The 26102-nt window shown below is 60.7% G+C and carries 22 protein-coding genes; 4 read left to right on the top strand and 18 right to left on the bottom strand.

Going from position 1 to position 26102, the window contains the following annotated elements; genetic code table 11:
• Nucleotides 1-226 precede the first annotated feature (226 nt).
• Nucleotides 227-1060: a MurR/RpiR family transcriptional regulator gene (locus tag PH605_RS13315; protein WP_125146079.1), complete on the top strand. Its 834-nt coding sequence runs from the start codon at nt 227-229 to the stop codon at nt 1058-1060.
• Between the two features lie 213 nt (nt 1061-1273).
• Here PH605_RS13315 and PH605_RS13310 read toward each other — a convergent pair whose 3' ends face one another.
• The 11 genes from PH605_RS13310 to PH605_RS13260 all read right to left on the bottom strand — a co-directional run bounded on the left by PH605_RS13310 (nt 1274) and on the right by PH605_RS13260 (nt 14621).
• Nucleotides 1274-2848, bottom strand: coding sequence for an FGGY-family carbohydrate kinase (locus PH605_RS13310; protein ID WP_161987899.1), 1575 nt, complete (start codon nt 2846-2848; stop codon nt 1274-1276).
• Between the two features lie 60 nt (nt 2849-2908).
• Nucleotides 2909-3628 (bottom strand): HAD family hydrolase, encoded by a 720-nt coding sequence (locus PH605_RS13305; RefSeq protein WP_059759542.1) that lies wholly within the window; start codon nt 3626-3628, stop codon nt 2909-2911.
• A 7-nt stretch (nt 3629-3635) separates the two neighbouring features.
• Nucleotides 3636-5120: a mannitol dehydrogenase family protein gene (locus tag PH605_RS13300; protein WP_142845227.1), complete on the bottom strand. Its 1485-nt coding sequence runs from the start codon at nt 5118-5120 to the stop codon at nt 3636-3638.
• A 61-nt stretch (nt 5121-5181) separates the two neighbouring features.
• The gene (locus PH605_RS13295) at nt 5182-5958 is read right to left on the bottom strand and encodes an L-iditol 2-dehydrogenase (RefSeq protein ID WP_080857882.1); all 777 of its coding nucleotides are present in this window, start codon (nt 5956-5958) and stop codon (nt 5182-5184) included.
• Nucleotides 5955-6953, bottom strand: coding sequence for an ABC transporter ATP-binding protein (locus PH605_RS13290; protein WP_142845228.1), 999 nt, complete (start codon nt 6951-6953; stop codon nt 5955-5957). Before PH605_RS13290 ends, PH605_RS13295 begins: the two co-directional genes overlap by 4 nt.
• A 12-nt stretch (nt 6954-6965) precedes the next feature.
• Entirely contained in the window at nt 6966-7790 is an 825-nt protein-coding gene (locus PH605_RS13285) for a carbohydrate ABC transporter permease (protein WP_104679666.1), read from the bottom strand.
• A gap of 12 nt (nt 7791-7802) precedes the next feature.
• Nucleotides 7803-8675, bottom strand: coding sequence for a carbohydrate ABC transporter permease (locus PH605_RS13280; protein ID WP_080837071.1), 873 nt, complete (start codon nt 8673-8675; stop codon nt 7803-7805).
• 173 nt (nt 8676-8848) lie between these two features.
• Complete coding sequence (locus tag PH605_RS13275) at nt 8849-10162, bottom strand: ABC transporter substrate-binding protein (RefSeq protein ID WP_065655300.1); 1314 nt, start codon at nt 10160-10162, stop codon at nt 8849-8851.
• Between the two features lie 144 nt (nt 10163-10306).
• Nucleotides 10307-11260, bottom strand: a complete 954-nt coding sequence (locus PH605_RS13270; RefSeq protein WP_125146489.1) for a sugar-binding transcriptional regulator — start codon at nt 11258-11260, stop codon at nt 10307-10309.
• Between the two features lie 298 nt (nt 11261-11558).
• Nucleotides 11559-13409 (bottom strand): ABC transporter ATP-binding protein, encoded by a 1851-nt coding sequence (locus PH605_RS13265; RefSeq protein WP_065655299.1) that lies wholly within the window; start codon nt 13407-13409, stop codon nt 11559-11561.
• A 48-nt stretch (nt 13410-13457) separates the two neighbouring features.
• Nucleotides 13458-14621, bottom strand: a complete 1164-nt coding sequence (locus tag PH605_RS13260; RefSeq protein WP_142845229.1) for a M20 aminoacylase family protein — start codon at nt 14619-14621, stop codon at nt 13458-13460.
• Between the two features lie 305 nt (nt 14622-14926).
• Between PH605_RS13260 and PH605_RS13255 the strand changes: the two genes are divergently transcribed.
• The 3 genes from PH605_RS13255 to PH605_RS13245 all read left to right on the top strand — a co-directional run bounded on the left by PH605_RS13255 (nt 14927) and on the right by PH605_RS13245 (nt 18703).
• A complete protein-coding gene (locus PH605_RS13255; protein WP_142845230.1) occupies nt 14927-16636 on the top strand; it encodes a peptide ABC transporter substrate-binding protein in 1710 nt (569 codons plus the stop codon).
• A 143-nt stretch (nt 16637-16779) separates the two neighbouring features.
• Nucleotides 16780-17790, top strand: a complete 1011-nt coding sequence (locus PH605_RS13250) for an ABC transporter permease (protein ID WP_142845231.1) — start codon at nt 16780-16782, stop codon at nt 17788-17790.
• Entirely contained in the window at nt 17783-18703 is a 921-nt protein-coding gene (locus PH605_RS13245; RefSeq protein WP_003523158.1) for an ABC transporter permease, read from the top strand. The genes PH605_RS13250 and PH605_RS13245 overlap by 8 nt, the downstream gene beginning before the upstream one ends.
• 162 nt (nt 18704-18865) lie before the next feature.
• Here PH605_RS13245 and PH605_RS13240 read toward each other — a convergent pair whose 3' ends face one another.
• From PH605_RS13240 to PH605_RS13210, 7 genes are all read right to left on the bottom strand, one after another.
• Nucleotides 18866-19216, bottom strand: coding sequence for a ribbon-helix-helix domain-containing protein (locus PH605_RS13240; protein WP_080853594.1), 351 nt, complete (start codon nt 19214-19216; stop codon nt 18866-18868).
• 70 nt (nt 19217-19286) lie between these two features.
• Nucleotides 19287-19853, bottom strand: a complete 567-nt coding sequence (locus tag PH605_RS13235) for a DJ-1/PfpI family protein (protein WP_003523156.1) — start codon at nt 19851-19853, stop codon at nt 19287-19289.
• Between the two features lie 97 nt (nt 19854-19950).
• On the bottom strand, nt 19951-21348 hold the full coding sequence (locus PH605_RS13230) for an amidase (RefSeq protein WP_142845232.1): 1398 nt from the start codon (nt 21346-21348) through the stop codon (nt 19951-19953).
• A 53-nt stretch (nt 21349-21401) separates the two neighbouring features.
• A complete protein-coding gene (locus PH605_RS13225) occupies nt 21402-22223 on the bottom strand; it encodes an ABC transporter permease (protein WP_161987896.1) in 822 nt (273 codons plus the stop codon).
• A complete protein-coding gene (locus PH605_RS13220) occupies nt 22220-23170 on the bottom strand; it encodes an ABC transporter permease (protein ID WP_059760891.1) in 951 nt (316 codons plus the stop codon). Before PH605_RS13220 ends, PH605_RS13225 begins: the two co-directional genes overlap by 4 nt.
• A gap of 212 nt (nt 23171-23382) precedes the next feature.
• Nucleotides 23383-24918, bottom strand: coding sequence for an ABC transporter substrate-binding protein (locus tag PH605_RS13215; RefSeq protein ID WP_142845233.1), 1536 nt, complete (start codon nt 24916-24918; stop codon nt 23383-23385).
• Nucleotides 24919-25101: 183 nt separating this feature from the next.
• Nucleotides 25102-26004, bottom strand: coding sequence for a LysR family transcriptional regulator (locus tag PH605_RS13210; protein ID WP_142845234.1), 903 nt, complete (start codon nt 26002-26004; stop codon nt 25102-25104).
• Nucleotides 26005-26102: the final 98 nt, after the last annotated feature.

The following is a 26102-nucleotide window of genomic DNA, read 5'->3' as shown; positions in this document are numbered from 1 at the left end:
GCAAGACGGACGGAAAGATGCCAAATGGCTGGTTTTAAACCGCAGATGGAATTTCTCTTGAATAAAAGGTATCTCTAAAATATAATAATATACCTATTACATTTCGCATTCCGGTCCGGTGGAGGACAAGGCCGGAAAAGCTATCCCCCACCGTCAAATTGCGGTTCGCACGCTCGTTTGCGCGCGCGCATGCATCATCGTTCAATAAAGATAAAAGAATGAGGCGTTGGTGGAAAAGCTGCTGTTGAACCTTACGCGCGCCATGAAGGCAGGCACCCCTTCAGAGCGCAAGATCGCCAAATATCTGATCGAACATCTGGACGAATTGCCGTTCGAGACGGCGCAGACGCTGGCCGCCAAGCTCAGCCTCAGTCCGATGACGGTCGGGCGTTTCCTGCGTTCGCTGGGATACCGGCAATTCAGCGATATACGCGCCGATCTGCGCCATGCCGAAGAAACCGCCGGCGCTGACCAACCCGCCATGGCCGAGGGCGGCGAACGCCATTCCAACCCGTTTTCACAGCTTCTGTCCCAGCAGATTCAGGCCATCCAGACCGCTTTTGACATGACCACCCAATCGATCTGGCGGGTCGCCATGAACGAGATCGCCACGGCGGGCAATGTTTTTCTGGCAACCTCTCCGGAAGGTCTCGATGCCGGGCGGCATTTTTACGGGCGGCTTCTGGAGAGCCGGGGCCATATCCATTATCTCGGCAGCGACAGCGCGGCCTATGTGGCCCTGTGGGATTTCGACCCCGCGCAGGCGCTGCTCGTCATCATGGATTGCGGCGGCGCCCTGTCGCCCCTGCAACGCCTGTCGGCAATGGCGCGCAAGAGCGGCTACAGGACATTGCTGATCACCACACGCTTTTATGAATGGGGACCGGAAAGCGCAGATCTCTGCCTTGCCATGCCGCAGGCGCAGAATGGCGGCCAGGGCCTGCTGCAACTGGTCTCCCTGCTGGAATTTACCCTCTGTGCGCTTGGCGCCAGCGCCGATGACAGCGGCAGGGCAAGGGCAAAGAACCTCACGGCCCTGAAACGCTCGCTGCGCAGCTAATTGCGTTTGGCGGCAATACGGGGCCGAGGGATCGAGTGGTTACCGCTCGTTTTTTCTCCTCGTCGGGGAGAAGGTCGCGGCAGCGGGATGAGGGGGCTAGGGTGCGGTCAATCGCTGGCGTTCCCCCTCATCCGGCCCTTCGGGCCACCTTCTCTCCGGCGGGGAGAAGAAATGAGCGGCGGCCGTCAACGCCTGCCATTAGCCTTTAGAAAATCAAAGGCTTTCCAGTTCCTGACGATGGCGGTGCATGGCGAGAAAACGGCGGTAATCCCGCTCATAACGGGGGCCACGCGCCGGATTGCCTGATATTTCTGCATTGCCCGGATACATGGCGGCTCCTGCAGCCGCAAGGTCCGCATGCACCCCGCCGGCCGTCGCCGCCGTCATCGCCGTGCCGAGCAGCACCGCATCGGCGGTGGCGGGAACGACGATGCGCTTGCCCGTCACATCGGCATAAAGCTCCATCAGCAGCGGGTTCTTCACATGCCCGCCGGTAACGTGCAGGCTTTCCACCGCATAACCGAAACGCTCCATCGCATCGAGCACATGGCGGGCGCCAAGCGCAATGGCGACGGCCGTGCGCCAGTAAAGACGGCAGAGACTGTCGAACGACGTATCCAAAGTCAGTCCGCTGATGACGCCGACGGCGTGCGGGTCGGCAAGCGGCGAGCGGTTGCCGTGGAAATCCGGCAGCACATGCAGCCGCTCGGCGAAGGCCTCGCCCTCAAGCGCGCGCAATTCCGTTACCCGCGCAACGATGCGGGCATGTAGCGCCGTATCCGGCTCACCGCCTGCCGCATGCATGCGCACGATATGGTCGAGCAGCGCGCCGGTGGCCGATTGCCCGCCCTCCACCAGCCAGTGACCCGGCAGGATCGCCTGCCAATAGGGCCCCCAGAGGCTGTGGCCGGGCATCTGCCGCTCCGACATGGCGACAAGGCAGCTCGATGTACCGGCGATCAGCGCCACATGCCGGCCCACATCCGCAGACAGGCAGCCGCCCAGCGCACCGAGCGCGCCGGCATAGGCGTCGATCATGCCCGCCGCCACCTGGCAGCCGGTATCGAGACCCAGTTCGGCGGCGGCTTCGGGCGAAAGCGGGCCGATGCTATCACCCGGCATTACCGTGGTGTCCGGCAGCCCTGCCCGCTCTCTCAAATCGGCAAGGCCCGCCAATTCGAGATAATCCGCCTGCCAGCCGGGATTTTCCTGCGCCAAAAAATTCCACTTCGCCGTCTGTGTGCAATTTGAACGCTGCGCTGAACCGGTCGCCTTCCACGTCAGGAAATCCGCCAGATCGAAGGCGAAGGACATGCGCGACCAGCTTGCCGGCATATGCGTCTTCAGCCACATCAGCTTCGGCATCTGCATTTCCGGCGAGACGCTGTTGCCGGCAAAATCCAGCACCCGGTGGCCGGATGCCGTCAGCCTATCGGCCTCCGATATCGCCCGGTGATCGAGCCAGACGATGGTGTCGAACCGGTCTTCACCGGTAACGGAAACCGAAACCGGCTCACCCCGCCCATCGCGGATGACCAGCGAGCAGGTGGCGTCGAAACCGATGGCGGCGATGCTGTGCGGTGAAACACCGGCCTCGGCAAGCGCTGCCCTCACCACGATGCAGACCGCTTTCCATATGTCGGTGGAATCGTGCTCGGCGTGGTTTTCCTGCGGCCTCTGCATCAGGATGGGATGGGTGGAGCGGGCAAGCAGCCGGCCGGCCGGATCGAAAATGCCGGCCCGGGCGCTGGCGGTGCCGACATCGACAGCGACGAGATTTTGACGCATCAAGACTGCAATTCCATCCCTTGCGCAACGACCCGGCGACGGCGGCAGGCAAAATCTGCTTCAGCCCGCATCACGTTCCATTTGGCCGTCAAAACCGCCCTTCCCCACATAGCTGCCGACAAGTTGGACCAAATCCGGCATCGCGTCAAACACCGCATCCGCACCAAGCCCGGCGATCTTTTCACGGAATGCGGGAAAGCGCGCATGCGAACCGCCGGTAAAGGCAAAAACGCCCATGCCAGCCGCCTTTGCGGCGGCAATGCCGGCCGGGCTGTCCTCGATCACGATGCAGTGACGCGGCTCGACGCCCATTTCGCGCGCCGCATGCAGGAAAAGATCGGGCGCCGGTTTGCCGTTCTTCACCATGGTGGCGCTGAAGACATGCGGTTCGAATTTGTCGATCAGGCCCGTCAACCCCAGCGAATAACGGATGCGTTCCGGCTGGCTTGAGGAAGCGACGCAGCGCCGCAGCGGCAGGAGCCTGTCCAGCGTTTCGCCAATGCCGTCAATCGGCCGAAGCTCGGTGCGGAAACGCTCAAACAGCGTCGCCCGCATATGGTCGAGAAAATCGATGTCGGTTTCGACACCGTAATCCTCAAACAACGTCGCCGTCATGCTGGCGACGCTGCGACCGAGGAAGCGCTCATAGGCCTCTTCCTCTCCCATCGTAACGCCGAGATGGGAGAGCATATCGAGAAGGACGGAGATGGAGACCGGCTCGCTATCGACGAGAACGCCGTCGCAATCGAAAATCAAAAGGGGCCCGGTCTCGTCTTCCATCTCATGGTCACTTTTCAGCCAGCTTGTCATCCAGATAAAGCTGCAACGTCTTCGCCGTGCCTTCTTGCCACAGCGTCTTCAATGCATGGGCAAAGCGTTTACGGAAAAGCTCCGATTCGGCAACCGTTCCGAAGATGTCTTCAAGCGCGAGGAAGGCCATCGGATCGTCCTTGGCCTTGATGGCAGCCGCCTGAAGCCGCTCGGCGCTGGCGTCGTTGAAGGTGATTTCCTTGCCGCTATCGGAGGTGCCCTGGAAATAACGGCACCACAGCGCCGAAACCAGCGAAAGGCCGACGATATCCTCGCCGCGCGCCAGACGGTCGGCGGTGGATGGCAGGATGAATTTCGGCTGGCGGTTGGAACCGTCCTGCGCCAGACGCGGAATGGTGTCGCCGATCTTCGGATTGAGGAAACGCCGCTCGATCAGCGCGAAATAATCGGCAAGATTCGTATCGGGAACCGGCGGAATGACCGGAATGATCTCGTCATTTTCAAGCTTTGCCAGAAATGCCCGGATCAGCGGATGTTCCATCGCCTCATGCACGAAATGAATGTCGAGCAGTGCCGCCGGATAGGCGATTGCCGCATGGCCGCCATTGAGAATGCGGATTTTCATGTGCTCATAGGGCGCGACATCCTTGACGAACTGCACGCCAGCCTTTTCCAGCGCCGGGCGGCCGGCGGGGAAATTATCCTCCATAACCCATTGCTTGAACTCCTCGCAGAAGACCGGCCAGTTGTCCTCGATGCCGAAATCGTCGCGGGCGATATTGCGTTCGCGCTCGCCTGTCGCGGGCGTAATGCGGTCGACCATGGAATTGGGGAAAGCGACATTTTCGCCGATCCAGTTGGCGAAGGCCGGATCGGACAGGGCCGCCAGCCCGACCACGGCATTTTTCGTGACCCTGCCATTATGCGGAATGTTGTCGCAGGACATGACGGTGAAGGGTTGCAGCCCCTTGTCGCGACGCGCCTTCAGCCCGGCGACGATGAGGCCGAACACGGTTTTCGGCGAAGCCGGGTTCCTGCCGTCCTCGGCAATGGCGGGATGCTGCGGATTGAAGGAACCGGAAGCATCGATGAAATAACCGCCCTCGGTAATCGTCATGGAAACGATGCGGATTTTCGGATCGGCGAGCGTATCGATGATGGCCTTCGTGTCGCCGACCTTCAGAATGTCGATCATCGGCCCGGTGACGCGCGCGCCGGTGCGGTTATTGTCCTGCTCCACCACCGTCGTCAGGAAATCCTGCGCGGCAAGCTTTTCGCGCATCACCGCATCGGACGGCAGAACGCCCGCGCCGATGATGGCGAAGTCATGGTCCGCACCTGTGTTGAAGAGGTCATCCAGATAAACCGCCTGATGGGCGCGGTGGAAATTGCCGACGCCGAAATGCACGATGCCGGCGGAAAGATCGGCCCGGGAATAGGCCGGAACCGCCGCCGTTTTTCTGGCGTCGTCAAGCGTTGCGAGGGAGAGTTTGCATGTCATGTCACGATCCTCGAAGGGGAAACGTTGTTCGTGCCAAGGCCGGGCGGCAGGCGCCCGATACTCAGCTCATCCAGTTGCCGCCATCGACATTATAGGTCTGGGCGACGATGTATTGTGCCTCATCGGAGGCAAGGAAGATCGCCATGCCGGTCAGGTCTTCGGCACGGCCCATGCGGCCGAAGGGTACTGCCTCCCCGACCAGCCGCTTCTTTTCACCGGCGGGGCGGTTTTCGTATTTCGCAAACAGCGCATCCACGCCGTCCCAGTGCTCGCCATCGACCACGCCCGGCGCAATCGCATTGACGTTGATGCCGTGCCGGATGAGATCGAGCCCCGCCGATTGGGTGAGGCTGATGACGGCGGCCTTGGTGGCGCAATAAACCGCCACCAAGGCCTCGCCGCGCCGGCCCGCCTGGCTTGCCATGTTGATGATCTTGCCGCCTTTTCCCCGAGCGATCATTGTTTTTGCAGCGGCCTGCATCATGAACAGCGTGCCGGACACGTTGATCGAAAACAGTCTTTCGTAGCTCTCGCGTTTGATCTCGACAATCGGCGCGAGGTCGAACAGCGCGGCATTGTTGATGAGGATATCGAGCCCGCCCGCCTGGCCCTCCACCGTGCGGATAGCGGTGTCGATGGAATGCTGCTTGGTCACGTCGAGTTCGACGGCATAGGCATTCTCGCCGATCTCGCGGGCGGTCTTGCTGGCGCGCTCGAAATCGATATCGGCAATGGCGACGGTTGCCCCCTCGCGTATATAGGCTTCGGCAAAGGCACGGCCAATGCCGCGCGCCGAACCCGTTATCAGCGCGGATTTGCCTTCCAGTCTTCCCGTCATATCGCCACACCCTTTTCATCGAACCTGTGGATCTTGGTGTCATCCGGCGTGATGAAGACGGTATCGCCGTGTTTGCACTCGAACTCGCCATCGGTCCTTGCGGTAATCGGCCCGATGCCGTTCACCTCGAGATGCAGGAAGGTATCCGATCCGAGATGTTCGGCGACGGTGACCTTGCCCTGCCAGAGCCCACTTTCCTTCGACAGCACCAGATGCTCCGGCCGCACGCCGGCGGTGGTCGCACCCTTTTGGCGGGCAAAGTCACCGGTCACCAGGTTCATGCGCGGCGAGCCGATGAAGCCGGCGACGAAGAGGTTGGCGGGGGAGCGGTAAAGCTCCATCGGTGAGCCGACCTGCTCGATATTGCCGCGGTTGAGCACCACGATCTTGTCGGCCATGGTCATGGCTTCCACCTGGTCGTGGGTGACGTAGATCATCGTCGTCTTCAGCGTGTTGTGCAGTTCTGAGATTTCCAGCCGCATGGTGCCGCGCAGCGCCGCATCGAGGTTGGAAAGCGGCTCGTCGAACAGGAAGGCGGAAGGTTCGCGCACGATGGCGCGGCCGATGGCGACACGCTGGCGCTGGCCGCCTGACAGCTGCGAGGGCCGGCGCTCGAGATAGTCGGTAAGGTTCAGCACCCTTGCGGCGTCTTCCACCTTTTTATCGATGATCGCCTTGTCGAGCTTGGCCATCTTCAGCGGGAAGGCGATGTTGTTCCTGACACTCATATGCGGATAAAGCGCATAGGACTGGAACACCATGGCAAGGCCACGCTCGGCCGGCGCCTTTTCCGTCACATCCTTGCCGTCGATGACGATCTTGCCGCCGGAAACATCTTCCAGACCGGCGATGAGGCGCAGCAGCGTGGACTTGCCGCAGCCGGAGGGACCGACGAAGACGACGAATTCGCCGTCATGGATATCGAGATCGATCGACGGGATGACTTTCGCCTCACCGAAGAGCTTGGACACGTTCTGAAGGGAAATGCTGCCCATGTTTGTCGTTCCTTATTTCACGGCGCCAAAGGTCAGGCCACGCACGAGTTGTTTCTGCGAGAACCAGCCGATGACGAGAATGGGGGCGATCGCCATCATCGAGGCGGCCGAGAGTTTTGCCCAGAACAGCCCCTGCGGACTTGAGAAGGAGGCGATGAAGGCCGTCAGCGGGGCTGCATTGGTGGTCGTCAGCCGGATGGTCCAGAAGGATTCGTTCCAGGCGAGGATGACGTTGAGGAGCAGCGTTGAGGCAATGCCCGGAACCGCCATCGGGGTCAGTACATGGACGATCTCATTCCACAGCGATGCGCCATCCATGCGGGCGGCTTCGAGAATCTCGCCGGGGATTTCCCGGAAGTAGGTGTAGAGCATCCAGATGACGATCGGCAGGTTGATGAAGGTGAGCATGATGGTGAGCCCGATGCGGGTATCGAGCAGGCCGGCATTGCGGAAGATCAGATAGATCGGCACCAGCACGGCGACGGCCGGCATCATCTTGGTGGAGAGCATCCACATCAAAATGTCCTTGGTGCGCTTGGTCGGCGAGAACGCCATGGCCCAGGCGGCGGGAATGGCGATGATCAGCGCGATGATCGTCGAGCCGAGCGACAGCACCACCGAATTCATGAACGGCTTGAAGTAATCGCGCTGGGTCTGGACCGTCACGTAATTCTCGAAGGTGCCCGACGGAATGAGGCTGAAGCCGGCGATCGCCTCCGGCTCGGTCTTGATCGAGGTGAGGAAGGCGTAGAGGATCGGGAAGAACAGCAGCAGCGCCACGGCCCAGGCCGCGATGGAAAAGCCGATCTTTGCGCGAGTGGTTGTCTTGCGGGCCATGATGTTTCCCCCTTACCGGTCGAGGTTCTTGCCGACCGCGCGCATCAGGAAGATGGCGACGATATTGGCGAGGATGACGGCGATGATGCCGCCGGCCGAAGCGCCGCCGACGTCGTAGCCCAGAAGTGCTGTGCGATAGATGAGGAAGGCGAGGTTGGTGGAGGCATAACCGGGGCCGCCATTGGTGGTGACGAGGATTTCCGCGTAGACGCCGAGCAGGAAGATCGTCTGGATGAGGATGACGACGGTGATGGCGCGCGACAGATGCGGCAGGGTCAGATAGACGAAGCGGTTGACGAAGTTGGCGCCATCCATCTCGGCGGCTTCCTTCTGTTCGCCATCGAGCGACTGCAGGGCGGTGAGCAGGATCAGCGTTGCGAACGGCAGCCATTGCCAGGCGACGATGATGATGATGGAGAGCAGCGGAAACTGCGCAAACCAGTCGACCGGCTGGAAACCGAAGAAGCGGGAGAGATCGGCAAGCACGCCGTAACCGGGATGCATGATCATGTTCTTCCACACCAATGCGGCCACCGGCGGCATGACGAAGAAGGGCGAGATAATCATGATGCGCACGATGCCCTGGCCGAAAATGTCATTGTCGAGCAGAAGCGCAATGGCGATGCCGCCGATGACGGTGATCGCAAGCACGCCGCCGACGATCAAAAGCGTGTTCCAGATCGACTGGAAGAAGGCCGGATCGGTGTAGAAATACTGGTAATTGAACAGACCGGCGAAGCTGACATTGGCCGGGTTGAGGAGATTGTAGTTCTGGAACGAGAACCAGAGCGTCATCGCCAGAGGCACGATCATCCACACCAGCAACAACAGCACCGATGGCGCAAGCATGACCCGCGCTAATCCGCTCGTGTTTCGGGTTGCCATTGCACTCACCTCCCCTTGGGCCGGGGCGTCACGACATGCGCCCGGCATATCCGGAAGAACCGGCTCATTCTTGTTTTGATTTGAAAGGCTTAAACGCCACCGTACAGACCGGCGGCTTTCCATCCCAAGGTTCGCTGCCCGGCATTGGCGCCGGGCAGCGATCTTCGGGAGGATTACTTGATGTAGCCGGCGCGGGTCATTTCACGCGTCGCGGTCGACTGGGCGCCCGCAAGCGCATCGTCAACGCTGGACTGACCGGCAACGACCGCCGAGAACAGCTGACCGACCGTGGTGCCGAGCGCCTGGAATTCAGGGATCGCCACGAACTGACCGCCGGTGTAAGGCACGGGCTTTACGGTCGGCTTGGTGATGTCGGCGGCATCCATTGCGGCAAGCGTCGGCTTGGCGAAGGCGGCGGCCTTTTCATACTCGGCATTCTTGTAAAGCGAGGTGCGGGTGCCCGGAGGCACGTTTGCCCAGCCTTCCTTGGAGGCGACGAGCTCGGTATATTCCTTGCTGGTTGCCCAGGAAATGAATTTCTCGGCCGCTTCCGCCTTCTGCGAGCTCTTCGGGATCGCGAGGTTCCACGACCACAGCCAGTTGCCGTGGTTCTTCAGCTCGCCATGCGTCGGGAAAATGGCATAACCGACCTTGTCGGCGACGGTGGAATCCTTCGGGTTGGAGACGAAGGAAGCAGCGACCGTAGCGTCGATCCACATGCCGCATTTGCCCTGCTGGAACAGCGTCAGGTTTTCGTTGAAGCCGTTGGAGGATGCGCCCGACGGACCGGCATCCTTCATCAGATCAACGTAGAACTGCAGGGAGCTCTTCCATTCCGGCTGATCGAATTGCGGTTTCCAGTTTTCATCGAACCAGCGGCCGCCGAAGGAGTTGGTGAGCGCGCTGATGAAGGCCATGTTTTCGCCCCAGCCGGCCTTGCCGCGCAGGCAGATGCCGTTGATATCGGCCTTGCGGTCGGTGATCTTGCGGGCAGCGTCGCCGATGAATTCCCAGGTCGGGTTATCGGGCATCTTCAGGCCGGCTTTTTCGAACAGGTCCTTGCGATACATGATCATGGCGGATTCGCCATAGAAGGGCGCGGCGTAAAGCTTGCCTTCGCTGGAGAGGCCGCCGCGGATCGCCGGCAGCAGATCGTCGACGTCATATTTGTCGCCGAGCTTTTCGAGCGGCAGCAGCCAGCCCTGCTTGGCCCAGATCGGCACTTCGTAATTGCCGATGGTCATGATGTCGTATTGGCCGCCATTGGTGGCGATATCGGTGGTCACGCGCTCACGCAGGACGTTTTCTTCAAGCGTCACCCACTCGACCTTGATGTCGGGGTTCTTGGTGGTGAAGTCCGAGGTCAGACCCTGCATGCGGATCATATCGCCGTTGTTCACGGTCGCGATGGTCAGCGTCTCGGCGGAAGCAAGGGTCGAAAAGGCGAGTGCCGAGCATGCGCCCAGCAAAATGGTCTTCAATGTCATATCTTCCTCCCAGAAGAAAAATGATGAGCATTCGCTTTGCTCTAGGGCATTTACTCACCTCATCAGCAAAAAAGTCAAGCGACATCCTGTGCTGCGACGCACATGGAAAAACCAAGCCGTTGATTTTATGTGTTTAATTTTTGCTCAGTGCGTGAGCAAATATTCGCTTGTGACTTCATCGGTGATGAGGCCGTTCAGCAGACCGCCCCTCAACGCCGCCAGAATCGAGGCGTTCTTGCGTGCGCCCTGCGCCATGCCGATGACGGTGCAGGTGTCTCTTGAAGGGATGGGAACGGAGGCGACGCGCTCGTTGACGGAATGCTCGAGAATGCGGCCATTGGCATCATACATCCAGCCGCAAATCTCGCCAACGGCACCGCTTGCCATCAGCGCCTTCATCTCATCGACACCCAGAAAACCGTCGACGCAGAGCGGTGCGTTTTCGCCGAGTTCGCCGACACCGACGAAGGTGACATTCGCCGCAGAACCCAGCGCCAGCGTGGAACGCACCATGGACTGGTCGTGCAGCAGTTCCCGCTCTTCCGCAGAAGAACATAGAACCGGCAGCGGCATCGGAAAATGCCGTGCCTTGATGGCATCGGCCATGCTGAAGATGACATTATAATAGGCGGCCGAGCCATCCGGCCCGATATTGCCCGTCAGCGACACGATGCGATGCTGGGGGCATTCCATCGGCGGCAGCTGGTCGACAGCGGCCTTCAATGTACGGCCGGTACCGATGGCGAGCACGATGGGATCGGCATTCTTCAGCCAGCGCTCGATTTCCGCCGCCCCGGCCTCGGCAATGCCGACAGTGGAGGAGACGCCGGCCGGATCGCTCGGCACCACTTCGATATATCTAAGGTCGAATTTTTCCTTGAGACGTTCAGCTTTTTCGAGACAGGCGGCGATGGGGTGATCGAGCCGGACCTTGATCAGCCGTTCGGCAACAGCAAGCGATACCAGCCGCTGCGCCGATTGCCGGGAAATGCCCATGGCGGCGGCGATCTCATCCTGCGTGCGGCCCGCGACATAATAAAGCCAGCCGGCACGGGCCGCATCGTCCAGCCGTCCATGTGCGTCGTTTCGTCTGGCCATGCCGCTGCCCTTTGAGAATTATGCTTGCGCATTTGCTGGCATTTTTTTGCGTCGGCTGTCAAACGGCGGATGCAGAAGAGAGCACTCAGTGGGCCTAAAATCATCTGGCGTGACGGTGCGGCAAATTTCTTCTCCCCGCCGGGGAGAAGGTGGCCCGAAGGGTCGGATGAGGGGGCAACGTTAGCGATATACGGAGAACTTGCCCCCTCATCCCGCTGCCGCGACCTTCTCCCCCACGGGGAGAAGAAATGCGCGGCGACCGCTCGGTTCCTTACCAGCTCTCCGCCCGTACCCTCAATCAAGCCGCTTCCTGCACCAGATGCCCTGCGGAAACCTCACGGTAATGGCGCTGCGGCGGCACATAATCCACCGGCCGAATCGGGCTTTTGATCTCGTCGGTCGCCATGTTGCGCCGGATCTGCCGCCGCGCCGGGTCCGGCACCGGAACGGCGGACATCAGCTTTTTCGTATAGGGATGTTGCGGATTGTCGAAAACCGCCGCGCGCGGGCCGATTTCGACAATCTCGCCGAGATACATCACCGCCACACGATGGCTGACACGCTCCACCACCGCCATGTCATGGCTGATAAACAGGAAAGCGAGGTTGAGGCTCTGTTGCAGGTCGAGCAGCAGGTTGCAGACCTGCGCCTTGATCGAGACATCGAGCGCGGACACCGCCTCGTCGGCAACGATGACCTTGGGGTCGAGCATCAGCGAGCGGGCAATGGCGATACGCTGGCGCTGTCCGCCGGAAAATTCGTGCGGGAAACGCCGCATCATATCCGGGCTGAGGCCCACCTTTTCCAGAAGATCGGCCGCCTTTTCGCGGGCCTGCTGCTTGGTTCCGAGGCGATGCTCGATAAAGGGCTCCATGATCGCCGTGCCGATGCTCATGCGCGGATCGAGCGAGGCGAAGGGGTCCTGGAAGATCATCTGCACGCTGCGGCGCATGGTGCGCAGCGTCGTCTTGTCGAGCTTCAGCACCTCGTAACCGTCAAGCATGACATTGCCGGATGTCGGCTCGATCAGCCGGGTGATGGAGCGGCCCGTGGTGGACTTGCCGCAGCCCGATTCACCCACGAGAGACAGGGTTTCGCCCTCGGCGAGATCGAAGGAGACCTTTTCCACCGCATGCACGGCGCCGGATTTGCGGCCGAAAAGGCCGGTGCGGATATCGAAACGGGTGGTGAGGTCCTTGACGGAAAGAATGGGCGTGCGGCCGCCGGAGACCGTATCCTTCACCTCCGCGACGGGCTGGCTTTCGCCGGTCTTGATATCGATGATCGGGAAACGGGCCGGCAGCACCCTCTCCTTCATCGAGCCGAGCTTCGGCACCGCCGAAAGCAGCGCCCGCGTATAAGGATGGCGGCCACGATGGAAGATGTCGTCGGTGGTGCCGGTTTCCACCACATCGCCGCGGAACATGACGATGGTGCGGTCCGAGACTTCCGCCACCACGCCCATATCATGGGTGATGAACAGGACCGACATGCCCTCCTCTTCCTGCAGCGTCTTGATGAGGTCGAGAATCTGGCCCTGAATGGTGACGTCGAGCGCCGTTGTCGGCTCGTCGGCGATCAGCAGCTTCGGTTTGGAGGCGAGCGCCATGGCGATCATCACGCGCTGGCGCATGCCGCCGGAAAACTGGTGCGGGTAATCATCGAAACGGTTCTTCGCATTGGGAATACGGACCTTCTCAAGCAGGCGGATGACCTCGGCGCGCGCAGCGGATGAGGAAATATCCTGATGCACGGTCAGCGCCTCGGCGATCTGCTTGCCGATCGGGAAGATCGGGTTAAGGCTGGTCATCGGCTCCTGGAAGATCATCGAAATGTCCTTGCCGCGAACCTTGCGCATCTCCTCTTCCGGCAGCGCCAGCAGGTCGCGCCCGCCGAGCATGACCTTGCCTTCGATGCGGCTCGTCTTTTTATCGAGCAGCCGCATGATGGAGAGCGAGGTAACGCTTTTGCCGGAGCCGCTTTCACCGACGATCGCCACCGTTTCGCGCGGCGCGATCTCGAAACTCATATTACGGACCACGGATTTCCAGCCGCCATCGACGCGGAAGGATGTGGTGAGATTTTGAACCGATAAAACCGGGCTTACCGAACCGCCGGTCTGTTCCATGGACGTTGCCGCCAAAAGCATGCCGATCTCCTGAAAAGCAAAAGGCGGCCATGAAGGCCGCCGGATGTCTTACGCAGCAAGTGCGGTTTCGGCCATCGAAACCCAGTAGCTGATGCCGTAAGGCAGCGCATCGTCGTTGAAATCATAGGCCGCATTGTGCAGCCCGGCGGTATCGCCATTGCCGATGAAGATGAAGGCGCCGGGGCGCGCTTCCAGCATATAGGAGAAATCCTCTGCCCCCATATGCGGGGTTGGATTGGTGTTGACGGCGTTCGCGCCGGCCACGCCCATCGCCACGCCGGTCGCGAATTCGGTCTCGTCACTGTGGTTGAAGGTGACGGGATAACCGCGATGATAATTCACCTCCACGGTGGCGCCATGCGCCATGGCGGTGGCGGTCGCCACTTCCTTCAGGCGCTTTTCGGCGAAATCGCGGGTTTCCGGCAGCAGCGTGCGCACCGTTCCCGTCAGCGTCACCGCACCGGGAATGACATTGACGGCCGTGCCGCCATGGGTGGTGGCGACGGTGACGACCAGCGATTTCAGCGGATCCGTTTCGCGCGAGACGATGGATTGCAGGGCGATGATGATATGCGCCGAGGTCAGCACAGGATCGATGGAAAGATGTGGGGCGGCCGCATGGCTGCCCTTGCCGGTGATGACGATTTCGAAACTATCCGCCGCCGCCATGGTCGATCCCTTGCGGATGGCGAAATTGCCGACCGGAATGCCCGGCTCGTTATGCATGCCATAGACCTGCGAAATGCCGAATTTCTCCATCATGCCGTCGTTCAGCATGGCGAGCGCGCCAGCGCCGCCCTCTTCCGCCGGCTGGAAAATCACCGCCACGGAGCCCTTGAAATTGCGGGTCTCGGCCAGATATTGCGCCGCACCCAAAAGCATGGCGGTGTGCCCGTCATGACCGCAGGAATGGGCCTTGCCCGGCGTCTTCGAAGCCCAGGGCTTGCCGCTTGTCTCAAGGATCGGCAGCGCGTCCATGTCGGAACGGAAACCGATGGTCGGGCCATCCCCGTGCCGGCCCTTGATGATGCCGACCACGCCGGTCTTGCCAATGCCGGTCTCGACGACGTCGCAGCCGAAGGATTTCAGTTTTTCGGCCACGAATTTCGATGTTTCGAAGACATCGTAGAGCAGTTCCGGGTGTTCGTGCAGATGGCGCCTCCAGCCGGCAACTTCTTCCTGCATTTCAGCCACACGGTTCAATATCGGCATTCTCTTTTTCCCTTTTTTTGTTCCCCGCCGGGTTGTCGGACGCCATATTGCGTTTGGAAATTCTCGTTTTGCAAGCATGAAATTTGCTGCATGAGCGAAAAATAGGCCCAAAACTGAATGGCTCAATTTTTGTTCATCAAAGGAACATTGGGACTTGCTTTTCAAAAAAACTGACAATAGCATCATCGGGAATGGAGGAATATTCCTTAGCAAAGTCAAATACTTAGAATAACAGACCTTGCACATGACGACGGGAAAAGCGTCAAACATTCAAACAGATAAAATCCAAAAAGGGGAAAACTACAATGAAGAAGCGCAGCGTTCTCTTTGCCAGCACGGTGGCGGCCATGGCCCTGGCAGGCTCTGCCGCCCATGCCGAGCGCGGCAGTGACGGCGAACTGAAAATCCTGTTCTGGCAAGCAGTATCGACACTTAATCCTTATCTTTCCGGTGGCACGAAGGAAGTCTACAGCTCGTCCATGGTGATTGAGCCGCTGGCGCGCTACGACGAAAAGGGCGAGCTGGTGCCGATGCTGGTCACCGAAATTCCGACGATCGACAATGGCGGCGTCGCGAAGGATTTGCTCAGCATGACCTGGAAGCTGAAAAGCGACGTGAAGTGGTCGGATGGCACGCCGTTCACCGCCGAGGACGTTATTTTCACCTGGAAATATTGCACCGCACCGGATGGCGGCTGCGCGCAGGCGGCGCAATATGAGGGCGTGAAGAATGTCGAGGCCGTCGACGCCCACACCGTCAAGGTCAGCTTCACCGAACCGAAACCTTACCCCTATTCCGCATTCGTCGGCGCACAGTCGCCGGTCATCCAGAAGAAGCAGTTTGAAAAATGCGTCGGCGCTGCCGCGCCCGGCTGCACATCCGCCAATTTCGGCCCCATCGGCACCGGCCCCTTCGTGGTCAAGGATTTCAAGCCGAATGACGTGATCAGCTTCGTCGCCAACACCAATTACCGCGACCCCGCCAAGCCCGCCTTCGCGACGGCGACCCTGAAGGGCGGCGGTGATGCCGCCTCCGCCGCACGCGCCGTGCTGGAAACCGGCGAATTCGACTATGCCTGGAACATGCAGGTGGAGCCGGAAATCCTCGCCACCATGGTAGCCGCAGGTAAAGGCAAGCTTGAGACAGCCTTCGGCACCCAGGTCGAGCGTATCAATCTCAACTGGTACAATGCCGATCCTTCGCTGGGCGACAAGCGCTCCACCAAGCAGGCCGGCCCGCACCCTGCCCTTTCCGATCCGGCCGTGCGCCGTGCATTGTCGCTTGCCATCGACCGCGATGTCATCGACGAAGCGGGTTATGGCGAAGCGGGCAAGCCGACCTGCAACATCGTGCCGGCGCCGGAAGCCGTCGCTTCCACCAAGAATGACAGCTGGTGCCTGAAGCAGGATGTGGAAGGCGCAAACAAGCTGCTCGACGATGCCGGCTGGGTGAAGGGCGCCGATGGCATCCGCGCCAAGGATGGCGTGAAGCTCTCCTTCCTCTACCAGACCTCCACCAACTCGGTTCGCCAGGCCACGCAGGAACTGGTGAAGGACATGTGGTCGCAAATTGGCGTTGCCTCCGAACTGCGCAATGTCAGCGCCTCGGTCTTCTTCGGCGGCGACCCGGCTAGCCCGGATACCTTCCAGAAATTTTATGCCGACGTCGAAATGTACACCAACAATTTCGACGGCACGGACCCGGAAAAATATCTGGCGGAATGGCTGTGCGACAAGATTCCGGCCCCGGAAAACGGCTGGCAGGGCCAGAATATTCCGCGTTATTGCAACCCGGAATTCGACAAGCTGGTGGGTGAACTCTCCAAGACCGCCGAGCTTGCCAAGCGCGCGGAAATTTCCAAGCAGCTGAACGACATGCTGACGGAGGAAGGCGCGCATATTCCGCTCATCCACCGCGGCAGCGTTTCCTCGCATTCGCTGACGCTGGAAGGCGTTCGCATGAATGCCTGGGATTCGGAACTCTGGAACGTCGCGGACTGGTCCCGCAAGAAGTAACACGCGGATGCGCCGGCTTCTCCCCCCGGAGAGGCCGGCCTTCTGCATGCCCCTGGACCATGATCTGAAGACACATTTGCCGCGTTAAGGCGAAAACGCTCCCAATTTTCGTCCTGTCGCGCTCTGGGTCTGGAGAGTTTCAGATGTTTACCTTTACGCTCCGGCGGCTTACCTTTGCCGTACCGACGCTGCTTGTCATCAGCTTCGTCATCTTCGCGCTGCTCGATCTTGCGCCGAACGACCCGACCGGCGACCTGCCGCTCACCATCCCGCCGGAAGTGCGCGAGCAAATCCGCGCCTCGCTTGGCCTCGACCAGCCCTTCTTCATCCGCTACCTGATGTGGCTGCAGCAATTCTTCATCAACGAACCGCTGAACCTCATTGAAAGGCTGACCGGCTGGCAGATCGGCGATGGCAGCCGCATGCGGGTGCTTTCCTGGGCGACACGCAGCCCGGTGGTCGATCTCGTCATTCAGCGCATGCCGCAGACATTGTGGGTGGTGGGCCTCGCCTATCTCTTCGGCGCGCTGCTGGCGATCCCGATCGGCGTCATCTCCGCCTATAAGCAATATTCGATCTTCGACCAGATCGGCACCTTCGTTTCGATGGTCGGTTATTCGGTGCCGACCTTCTTTACCGGCGTGCTGCTGGTCGTCATCTTCAGCTCTTACCTGCAATGGTTCCCTTCCGTTTATGACACCAACCTTCAGGTGACCGACTGGGGAAGTTTCGTGGCGCAGGTGAAACAGATGTTCCTGCCGGTACTGGTGCTGACGCTCTACAATGTCTCGCAGATCAGCCGCTTCGTGCGCGCCTCCATGCTCGACAATCTGCATCAGGATTATGTGCGCACCGCGCGCGCCAAGGGCGTGAAGGAAAAATCCGTCCTGCTCATCCACGTGCTGCGCAACAGCCTGATCCCGGTGGTGACGGTGATTGCGCTCGGCGTGCCGACGATCTTTTCCGGCGCCATCATCACTGAGCAAATCTTCCGCGTGAACGGGCTTGGCCAATTGCTGATCACCGCCGTTCAGGGCGCGGATATTCCGCTGGTGCAGACGCTCACCTTCATTTTCGCGGTGCTTATCGTGCTCTTCAACCTGATTGCCGACGTGCTGTACGGCATTCTCGACCCGAGGATCCGCTATGACTGACGCCACCATCGCAGCGCCGACGGTTGCGGCCACCCCCACGCAATCCGCCCTTGCCGATATCTGGAAACAGTTCCGCGTTCACAAGGGCGGCGTGGCGGGCCTCTTCGTCTTCGTTTTCATCCTGCTGGCGGTCTATGTCGGCCCCTATATCCACACCGTTGCGCCCAACGCCATCAATGTGAAGGCGCGCAACCAGTGGCCGTCGCTCGCGCATCCCTTCGGCACCGATAATCTCGGCAAGGACATGCTGGCGCAGGTTCTGGCCGGCGGGCGCATCTCGCTTGCCGTCGGCATCACCGCCATGTTGCTGGCGCTGTTTCTCGGAACGCTGGTGGGCGTGCTGTCTGGCTATTTTCGCAGGCTGGACGGCCCGCTGATGCGGCTGACCGACCTGTTCCTGGCGCTGCCGCTCTTGCCGCTGCTGCTCGTCATCCTGATGCTGTTTCGCGATACGTTGCGCGCCGCCTTCGGGCCGGAAACCGGCATCTTCATCCTCATCGTCTTCGTGATCGGGATAACCAGCTGGATGCATACGGCCCGTATCGTGCGCGGCGATGTGCTGACGATCAAAAGCCAGGAATTCATCATGGCGGCGAAATCGAGCGGCATGCGCGAATACCGCATCATCCTCAGGCATATTCTGCCGAATGTGCTGAGCTCGATCATGGTCTCGGCCACGCTCGGCATCGCCGCCGCCATCATCACGGAATCCGCGCTGTCCTTCCTCGGCCTCGGCTTCCCCTCCGATTTCCCGACCTGGGGACGGCTGCTGTTCGATGGCGCCAACTTCCTGCAACTGACGCCCTCGCGCGTGCTGTGGCCGGGGCTGGCGATTTCGCTGACGGTTCTGAGTGTGAATTACATCGGCGATGCCGTGCGTGACGCGCTCGATCCAAGAGCGCTGAAGAGCTAAACGCTCTCTCCCTCATCCCTGTGCTCGTCACACGGATCCAGCCAGCCCAAGTCCTTGGGCTGAAAGGACTCTCCCCGTCGCGCAGACGCGCGCCGGCAGGATTCCTGTGACGAGCACAGGAATGAGGCGAAGGGGTTTCGCGGCACAAAAGCGGGACGTGCCCTAATGATAATTCACCTTCTCCGCATCGAGAATGCTGTCCGCATCCAGCGCCGCAATCGGAATATCGCTGCGCGCCGGAATATCGCCGGAAAGCTGAAGCGCGAGATAACGCCCGCAGCAGACCCGAAGGAACGAGGTGAAATTGCCGAGATCGTGCCCGGCATCGATCGATTCATTATAGAGCTTGGCGATGAGCTGCACGCTGTTCATGCCGTCGCGCCGCGCGATCTCGTCCAGCGTCGACCAGAAGAAGTTTTCAAGCCGCACGCTGGTGACCATGCCATCGATCCTGAGCGACCGCGTATGGCTCTCCCAAAGCGTCGGGTCTGCCTTGATGAAAAGCTTGCACATGGTTTCCTCCCTCACCACGCCTGAAAGATAGGTGGAAAACGGGGCCGGAAAAAGCCCCGTTTCGCCGGTCTCATTTGCCGAGCACGGCCATGAATTGCGAAAGCCAGGCCGGATGTGCCGGCCATGCGGGCGCCGTCACCAGCTTGCCGTCAGTAACGGCCGCATCGATGGCGATATCGGCATAGGTGCCGCCCGCCAGTTCCACTTCAGGGCGGCAGGCGGGATAGGCCGAGCAGGTGCGGCCCTTCAGGACGCCCGCAGCCGCCAGCAGTTGCGCACCATGGCAGACGGCGGCCACCGGCTTGTCGGCCTCGAAGAAATGTTTCACCGCCGAAAGCACATCCGCATTGAGCCGCAGATATTCCGGCGCGCGACCGCCGGGAATGACCAGCGCATCGTAATCCGCAACCTTGATATCGGCGAAGGTGGCGTTGAGCGCGAAATTATGGCCGCGTTTTTCCGAATAGGTCTGGTCGCCCTCGAAATCATGGATGGCCGTGGCAATGGTCTGGCCCGCCTTCTTGCCCGGGCAGACGGCATGTACCGTGTGGCCGACCGCGAGCAGCGTCTGGAACGGCACCATGGTCTCATAATCCTCGGCGAAATCGCCGGCGATCATCAAAATCTTCTTCGGCATGTCTGCTCCTCCCGTTTTCGAATGCCTTTGGGCACCCTAACAGGCGGGATCGAGATGCGGGTATTATGGCAATACTACAGGGTCGATAAAGCTGGGATCAGCGGGCCTGCGGCGGCTGCGGCCAGCGTCTCACACCACCGCCCCAACTCTCAAAGGCCTTTGAAAGTTTGAGCACGAACAAATCTTCGTAACGCGGCCCGACGATCTGCAAGCCGATGGGCATTCCCGATCTGGAGAAGCCGCAATTGATCGAGGATGCCGGCTGTTCCGACATGTTCCACGGCACCGTGAAGGCGATATGTTCGAAGGGCCGCTCGGGATCATTGGTGGGCGAGGCCCAGTCAGCCGGATAGGACACGATGGGATTGACGGGTGAAATCACCGCATCAACGAACTGCATCAACCGCCCGCAAGCCGTACGCATTTCCATGGTCTGGTTGAAACCGAAAACGGCGCGCGAACCGGAAATATCCGCCCCCTTCTGCGCCCATTCGTAAATATAGGGAAGGATCGCGGCACGGCGGTCCGCGCTCAGCGCCGCCATGTCGCCCCAGAACTTCGCCCGCCAGAAATCGTCCAGCCCATCCAGCATTTCCCGCGTCAGCACCGGCTCGACAGGGATGACGATGGCGCCGGCAGCCTCGAACAGTTTCGCGGCGGAGAGCACGGCGTCGCGCACCTCTTCGTCCAGCGGCAGGCCGCAGCCGGCATCCAGCATCAGGCCGATTTTCAGGCCCTTCACATTCATATCGAGGTCCATCCAGTCGATATCGTTGGGCGGCAGCGCCGTGCCGTCGCGCCAGTCGGGACGGGAAAGCGTCGCCATGGCATAGGCGGCATCAACAACAGTGCGGGTCATCGGCCCGGCGCAGCGGCCGGTATAATAGGGATCGACAGGGATGCGGCCCTGGCTTGGCTTGAAACCGAACAGGCCGGTCCAGCCCGCCGGCAGCCGCACCGAGCCGCCAATATCCGTGCCGATATGCAGCGTGCCGTAACCCGCAGCCCCGGCCGAGGCCGCACCGGCGCTGGAACCGCCGGGGTTCTGGGTGGGGTCCCACGGATTGCGGCTGAGCTTGTGGAAACTGGAAAGGCCGGAGGAAAGCATGCCGTAATCCGGGCACGTCGTCTTGGCGTAAATAATCGCGCCATCCTCCCGGCAGCGGGCGGCCACGGGCGCGTCCTCTACCGCGGGCACCAGTTCCACCGCTTTGGTGCCGAGCGGCACCGGATGGCCTTTCGTGGCGATCAATTCCTTCAGCGAAACCGGAATGCCATCGAGGGCCCCGAGCGTTTCGCCTTTTTGCCAACGTTGCGTCGAGGCCAGCGCTTGCCTGCGTGCATCTTCCGGATCGTAGGCGTAAAGCGCGTTCACCACCGGTTCGAAGGCATCGATACGAGCCTCCACCGCCTGCCAATATTCCGATGGCGAAAGCTTCCTCTCCCGGTAAAGCGCCAGGATTTCGAGCGTGTTGAGGTCTATGAGATCGGTCATGGCATCGTCTCGTCAGAAAAACAGGAAATGGGGGCGACAGCTTTTTTGAGCGGTCAGCTGGTATCGCGCGGGTCCAGCAGGTCGCGCAGGCCATCGCCGAGAAGATTGAGGCCGAAGACGGCGAGCGCAATCGCAAGGCCGGGCATGATGGCGAGCCAGGGCGCCGTGCCGAGATAGGTCTGGGCATCGGCCAGCATCCGCCCCCAGGTGGCGGCGGGTGGCGGCATGCCGAGACCGAGGAAAGAAAGGCCTGCTTCCGTCAATATCGCAAGACCGAGCTGGATCGTCACCTGCACGATGATCTGGTTGGAAATATTCGGCACAATGTGGAAAAGCGTGATCTTGGCGCGATTCTGGCCGATGCTGGTGGCGGCGGTGACATATTCCCGCGACCATATCTGCAACGCCGCCCCCAGCGTCAACCGGGCAAAGACCGGCACCATGAAGGTGGCGATGGCGATGATGGCGGTAAAACGGCCCGTGCCGATGAAAGCGCCCAGCATCATCGCCGACAGGATGGGCGGCACGGCGAAGATGATGTCGCAGATGCGCATGACCACGGTTTCGGTGAAACCGCGCAGGGCCGCAACCGCAACGCCGATGGTCGTGCCAATAAATGCGCCGAGGGCGACGGCGGCGATGGAGGTGGACAGCGAGTTCCACGCACCGGCCATCAGCATCGACAGCACGTCGCGGCCGAAATGATCCGTGCCGAGGCCGCCATAAACCAAGGGCGATTTCAGCTTCTGGACGATCTGCATCTTGGTGGGGGACACCGGCGTCCAGACCAGCGACAGCAGGGCGACTGCGACCAGAAAGACCGTGACGGCGATGCCGACGGCAAAGGCGGGGCGGCGGCGGATCAATCGCATCATCGCGCACCTGCCCGCAGTCTCGGATCGATGAAAAGATAGGCGATATCGACCACGAAATTCATGACGATCACCAGCGCCGAGAAAAACAGCACTACGGATTGCATGACGACGATATCGCGCTGGGTCAGCGCCTGATAGGCAAGCCGCCCGAGACCCGGCAAGTTGAAGACATTTTCCACCAGCACCGCCCCGGCAATGAGGAAGGTGAATTGCAGGCCGATCATGGTGACGACAGGGATCATCGCATTCGGCACCGCATGGCGCCACAACGCCACCCGCTCGCTCAGACCCTTGGCGCGCGCGGTGCGCACGAAATCCTCATTCATCACTTCCAGCACGGCGGAGCGGCAGACGCGCGTAAGAACGCCGGCCTGCGACAGCGCCAGCGCCACCGCCGGAAGGATGAGCGCTGTAAGACCAGCTGAAAAGCTCGGCGTCCAGCCGGGAAAACCGCCGGCCGGCATCCAGCCGAGCGTGGTGGAAAAGACGATGATAAGCAGCAGGCCGACCCAGAAACCGGGCACGGCAATTCCCACATGCGAAAACAGCCCGGCTGCAAAATCCAGCGCCCCGTTGCGGCTCCGCGCCGCCGCCACGCCGAGCGGAATGGCGATGGCCACCGAAAGGCAGACGGCCAGCAGCGCAAGCGGCAGGGTAACGGCCAGCCGCTCCAGGATCAGCCCCGCCACCGGCACTCCATAGGTATAGGATTGCCCGAGATCGCCATGAAACACACCGGCCAGCCAGTGGAGATAACGCAGCGGCAGCGGCTGATCGAGGCCCATCTGCTTCTGCAGCGCGGCCAGCGTATCGGGGCTCGCCGAGGTTCCGAGCATGATGGCGGCAGGATCGCCCGGCAGCAGGCCCATGACGACATAGATGATGAGGGAAACGGCAAACAGGGTGATAACGAGGCTTAAAAGACGCCGGATGAGGACGGCTAACATCTGGCATCTTCTCCTTGCTTTGTTTCGCCTGCGGTCGAAGGTCCAGTTATCTCTCTCCCGTCATTCCGGCCCTGAGCCGGAATCCAGCCGACGCGCGTCTGCGCGGCGGAGAGAGCCCTTTCAGCCCAGGAACTTGGGCTGGCTGGATGCCGGATCATCCTCGGGCTCGACCCGGGGACCGGCATGAAGGAAGAAACGGCTATCGACAAACGTCACTCTTCCCAATGCACATCCGTCAGCACATTCGAGGGAATGGGCTCGTTTTCCCAGAGCCCCTTCACCTTCCTGTCCCAGACGCCGAGTTTCGGCATGACGAAAAGATAAAGGGCGGGTACATCTTCCGCGAGGATTTTCTGAGCTTCGCCATAGAGCTTTTCCTGCTCGCCGGCATCCGCTGTCTTTTCGACATTCGCCACGACTTCGTTGAAAGTCGGGTTCCTGTAATTGAAATAATAGGGGTCGCGCGCATAGATATCGATATCCATCGGCTCGGCATGGGCAACGATGGTCATGTCGTAATCCGCGCCTTTGAGAACATCCGCCACCCATTTCGCCGGAAATTCGGTAGTCTCGATGGTCATGGTCACGCCGATTTCGGCAAACATCGCCTGCAGGATTTGCGAGGTGCGCTGGGCATAGGCCATTTGCGGGGCTTTGATGGTGAAGCTGAAACCATCCGGATAACCGGCTTCGGCAAGCAGCGCCTTGGCCTTGTCTATATCGTAAGGATGTACCCCAGTCGTATCGATATAGCCGCGGTCATTCGGCGTGTAATGGCTGCCGATGGCCGTGCCGAAGCCGGACCAGGCGCCTTCAATGACAGTGCCGCGATCCACAGCCATCATCAGCGCCTGACGCACGCGCTTGTCATCGAAGGGCTTGCGGGCATTGTTCATGCCCGCCACGACCTTCAGCTCGGTATTGCCGACGAAGGTGCCGAGGCGCGCGTCGCCATCGAAGGAGGTCATCAGTTCCGGAGCGCCGAATTCCGGGAAGGCATCGATATCGCCAGATTTCAGTGCGGCGGCCTGCGCCTGTGGATCGGAGACGAAACGGAAGGTCGCCTTCTCCAGCTTCACCGCCACGGCCTTGTCCCAATAGGCGTCGTTCTTCCGCAGCTCGACCTTGTCGCCCTTGGCCCAGGCCACGAATTTGAACGGGCCGGTGCCGATTGGTGTGGTGCGGTTATTCTCCGCGCTTTTCGGCGCCACCATCACGGAGGCCGGCCAGCCGAGCCAGTAGAGAAGGCTGCCGGCCGGCTGCTTCAGCTTCAGCACCAGCGTTGCGGCATCCGGTGTCTCGATACTTTCTATCGCCGCAAAGAAGCGTTTCTGCGGATTGACCGAGCTTTCGCCACGCGCCCGATCCAGCGAAAATTTCGCGACAGAGGAATCGAAAGCCTCGCCATCATGGAAAGTCACGCCCTTGCGCAGCCTGAACGTATAGGTCTTGCCATCAGGGGAAATTTCCCAGCTTTCGGCGAGCTGCGGCTTTACCTTGCCCTCGCGGTCGATCTTCACCAGACCTTCGAAGACATTCTGCCAGGTGACCTGGCCGATGGCGACGGGGGCGGCGATGGTCGGATCGAGACCGGCCGGCTCCACCGCCATGCCAAGCGTCAGCGCGGTTTTCGCCGCGGCTTCGGCAACCGTTGCCGAAAGCGGCAGCCAGAGCGCCGTGCCCAATGCAAGGGTCAGCGCGGTACGGCGCGAAAGCGTTGCCGCCTGCGAAAGATAAGTGCGTGGCATCATTGTCCCCTGTCTGGCGGCCGGGGCATTTTTGCCCTTCCGAAGACCGCCCGTTGCAAAAAGAGTGTCATGTTGCAGGCGCACACACAATCTCGATTTTTGTGTGCTCCGTGTAGCTGAAATGGCTACACGGAAATGCGGATGGAAATCAACCTTCCGGGCGGAAAGACCAAACTGTCCCGCTTATCCCGCCGTCGCCTCGCGCATGAAGCGCTCGATGAAATCGGCGAGCTTGGAGGCGGCGAAGGACAATTGCCGGTCGGGCGCAACGCAGAGATCGATCTGGGTATGGATGCCTTTTTTCCCGGCCAACGGAACGGCGACCATCTGGCCGCTGCGGATTTCCCGCGCCACCGAAAGCGCCGGCAACAGCGTGGCGGCGGCGTGGCCCAGCACCAGCTCCTTCAGCATTTCCAAAGAGCTGGTGATGAAAACAGGATCAAGCTCGATGCCCGCATCGGCAAACAGCGTGTCGAAGGCCTGACGCGCCGCGAAACTTTTATCCGGCAAAGCAAGCGGCAGGCTGGCCAGTTCTTTGAGCGAGACTTCCGCCTGCCCGGCAAGCGCATGACCGGCGGGGAAGATGGCGTCATAGCTGATGCGGGTGCGAGAGCGCACTTTTACGCCGGAAAGCTTCGGCGCAAACAGGCTGACGACCAGATCGGCCTCCGCAGCACCCAGCGCCTCCATTGCCTGCCGGGCGCTGGTAATATGTACCTCAAAACGCAGCTTCGGATATTTCAGGCTGAACTGCGCCAGCACCGGCGCCAGAAGATTGGCCACCGTCGCGCCATTGGCATAGACCGTGACCCGGCCGCGCTGCAGACCTTTCAGATCGTCTATGAGTTGGTGCACATGGTCGAGCTCGCGCAGCGTCTTGCCGGCGCGGGCGGCGAGTAGCTCTCCCGCAGCCGTCAGCTTCACGCCCCGGCTGGAACGCTCCACCAGCGGCGAGCCGAAATAATATTCGAGGTTCTCGATCTGCCGGCTCACCGCTGTCGGCGCGACATTCAGGTTTTCCGCCGCGGCGCGCATGGAATTGGTGCGGACCAGTTCGTCGAAATACATCAGGGCGCGCAGTTGCATCGTCTGGATACCTTGTTTTGGCCGACACCGTCCGTCATGCCGGGCTTGACCCGGCATCCAGCGCGATCAAGTCCTTGATCGCAATATAGTCTCTGACC

The sequence above is a fragment of the Agrobacterium sp. CFBP 3001 genome (assembly GCF_027871605.1).
GTDB lineage: Bacteria > Pseudomonadota > Alphaproteobacteria > Rhizobiales > Rhizobiaceae > Agrobacterium > Agrobacterium leguminum.
This window is presented reverse-complemented; position numbering and strand designations above follow the sequence as displayed.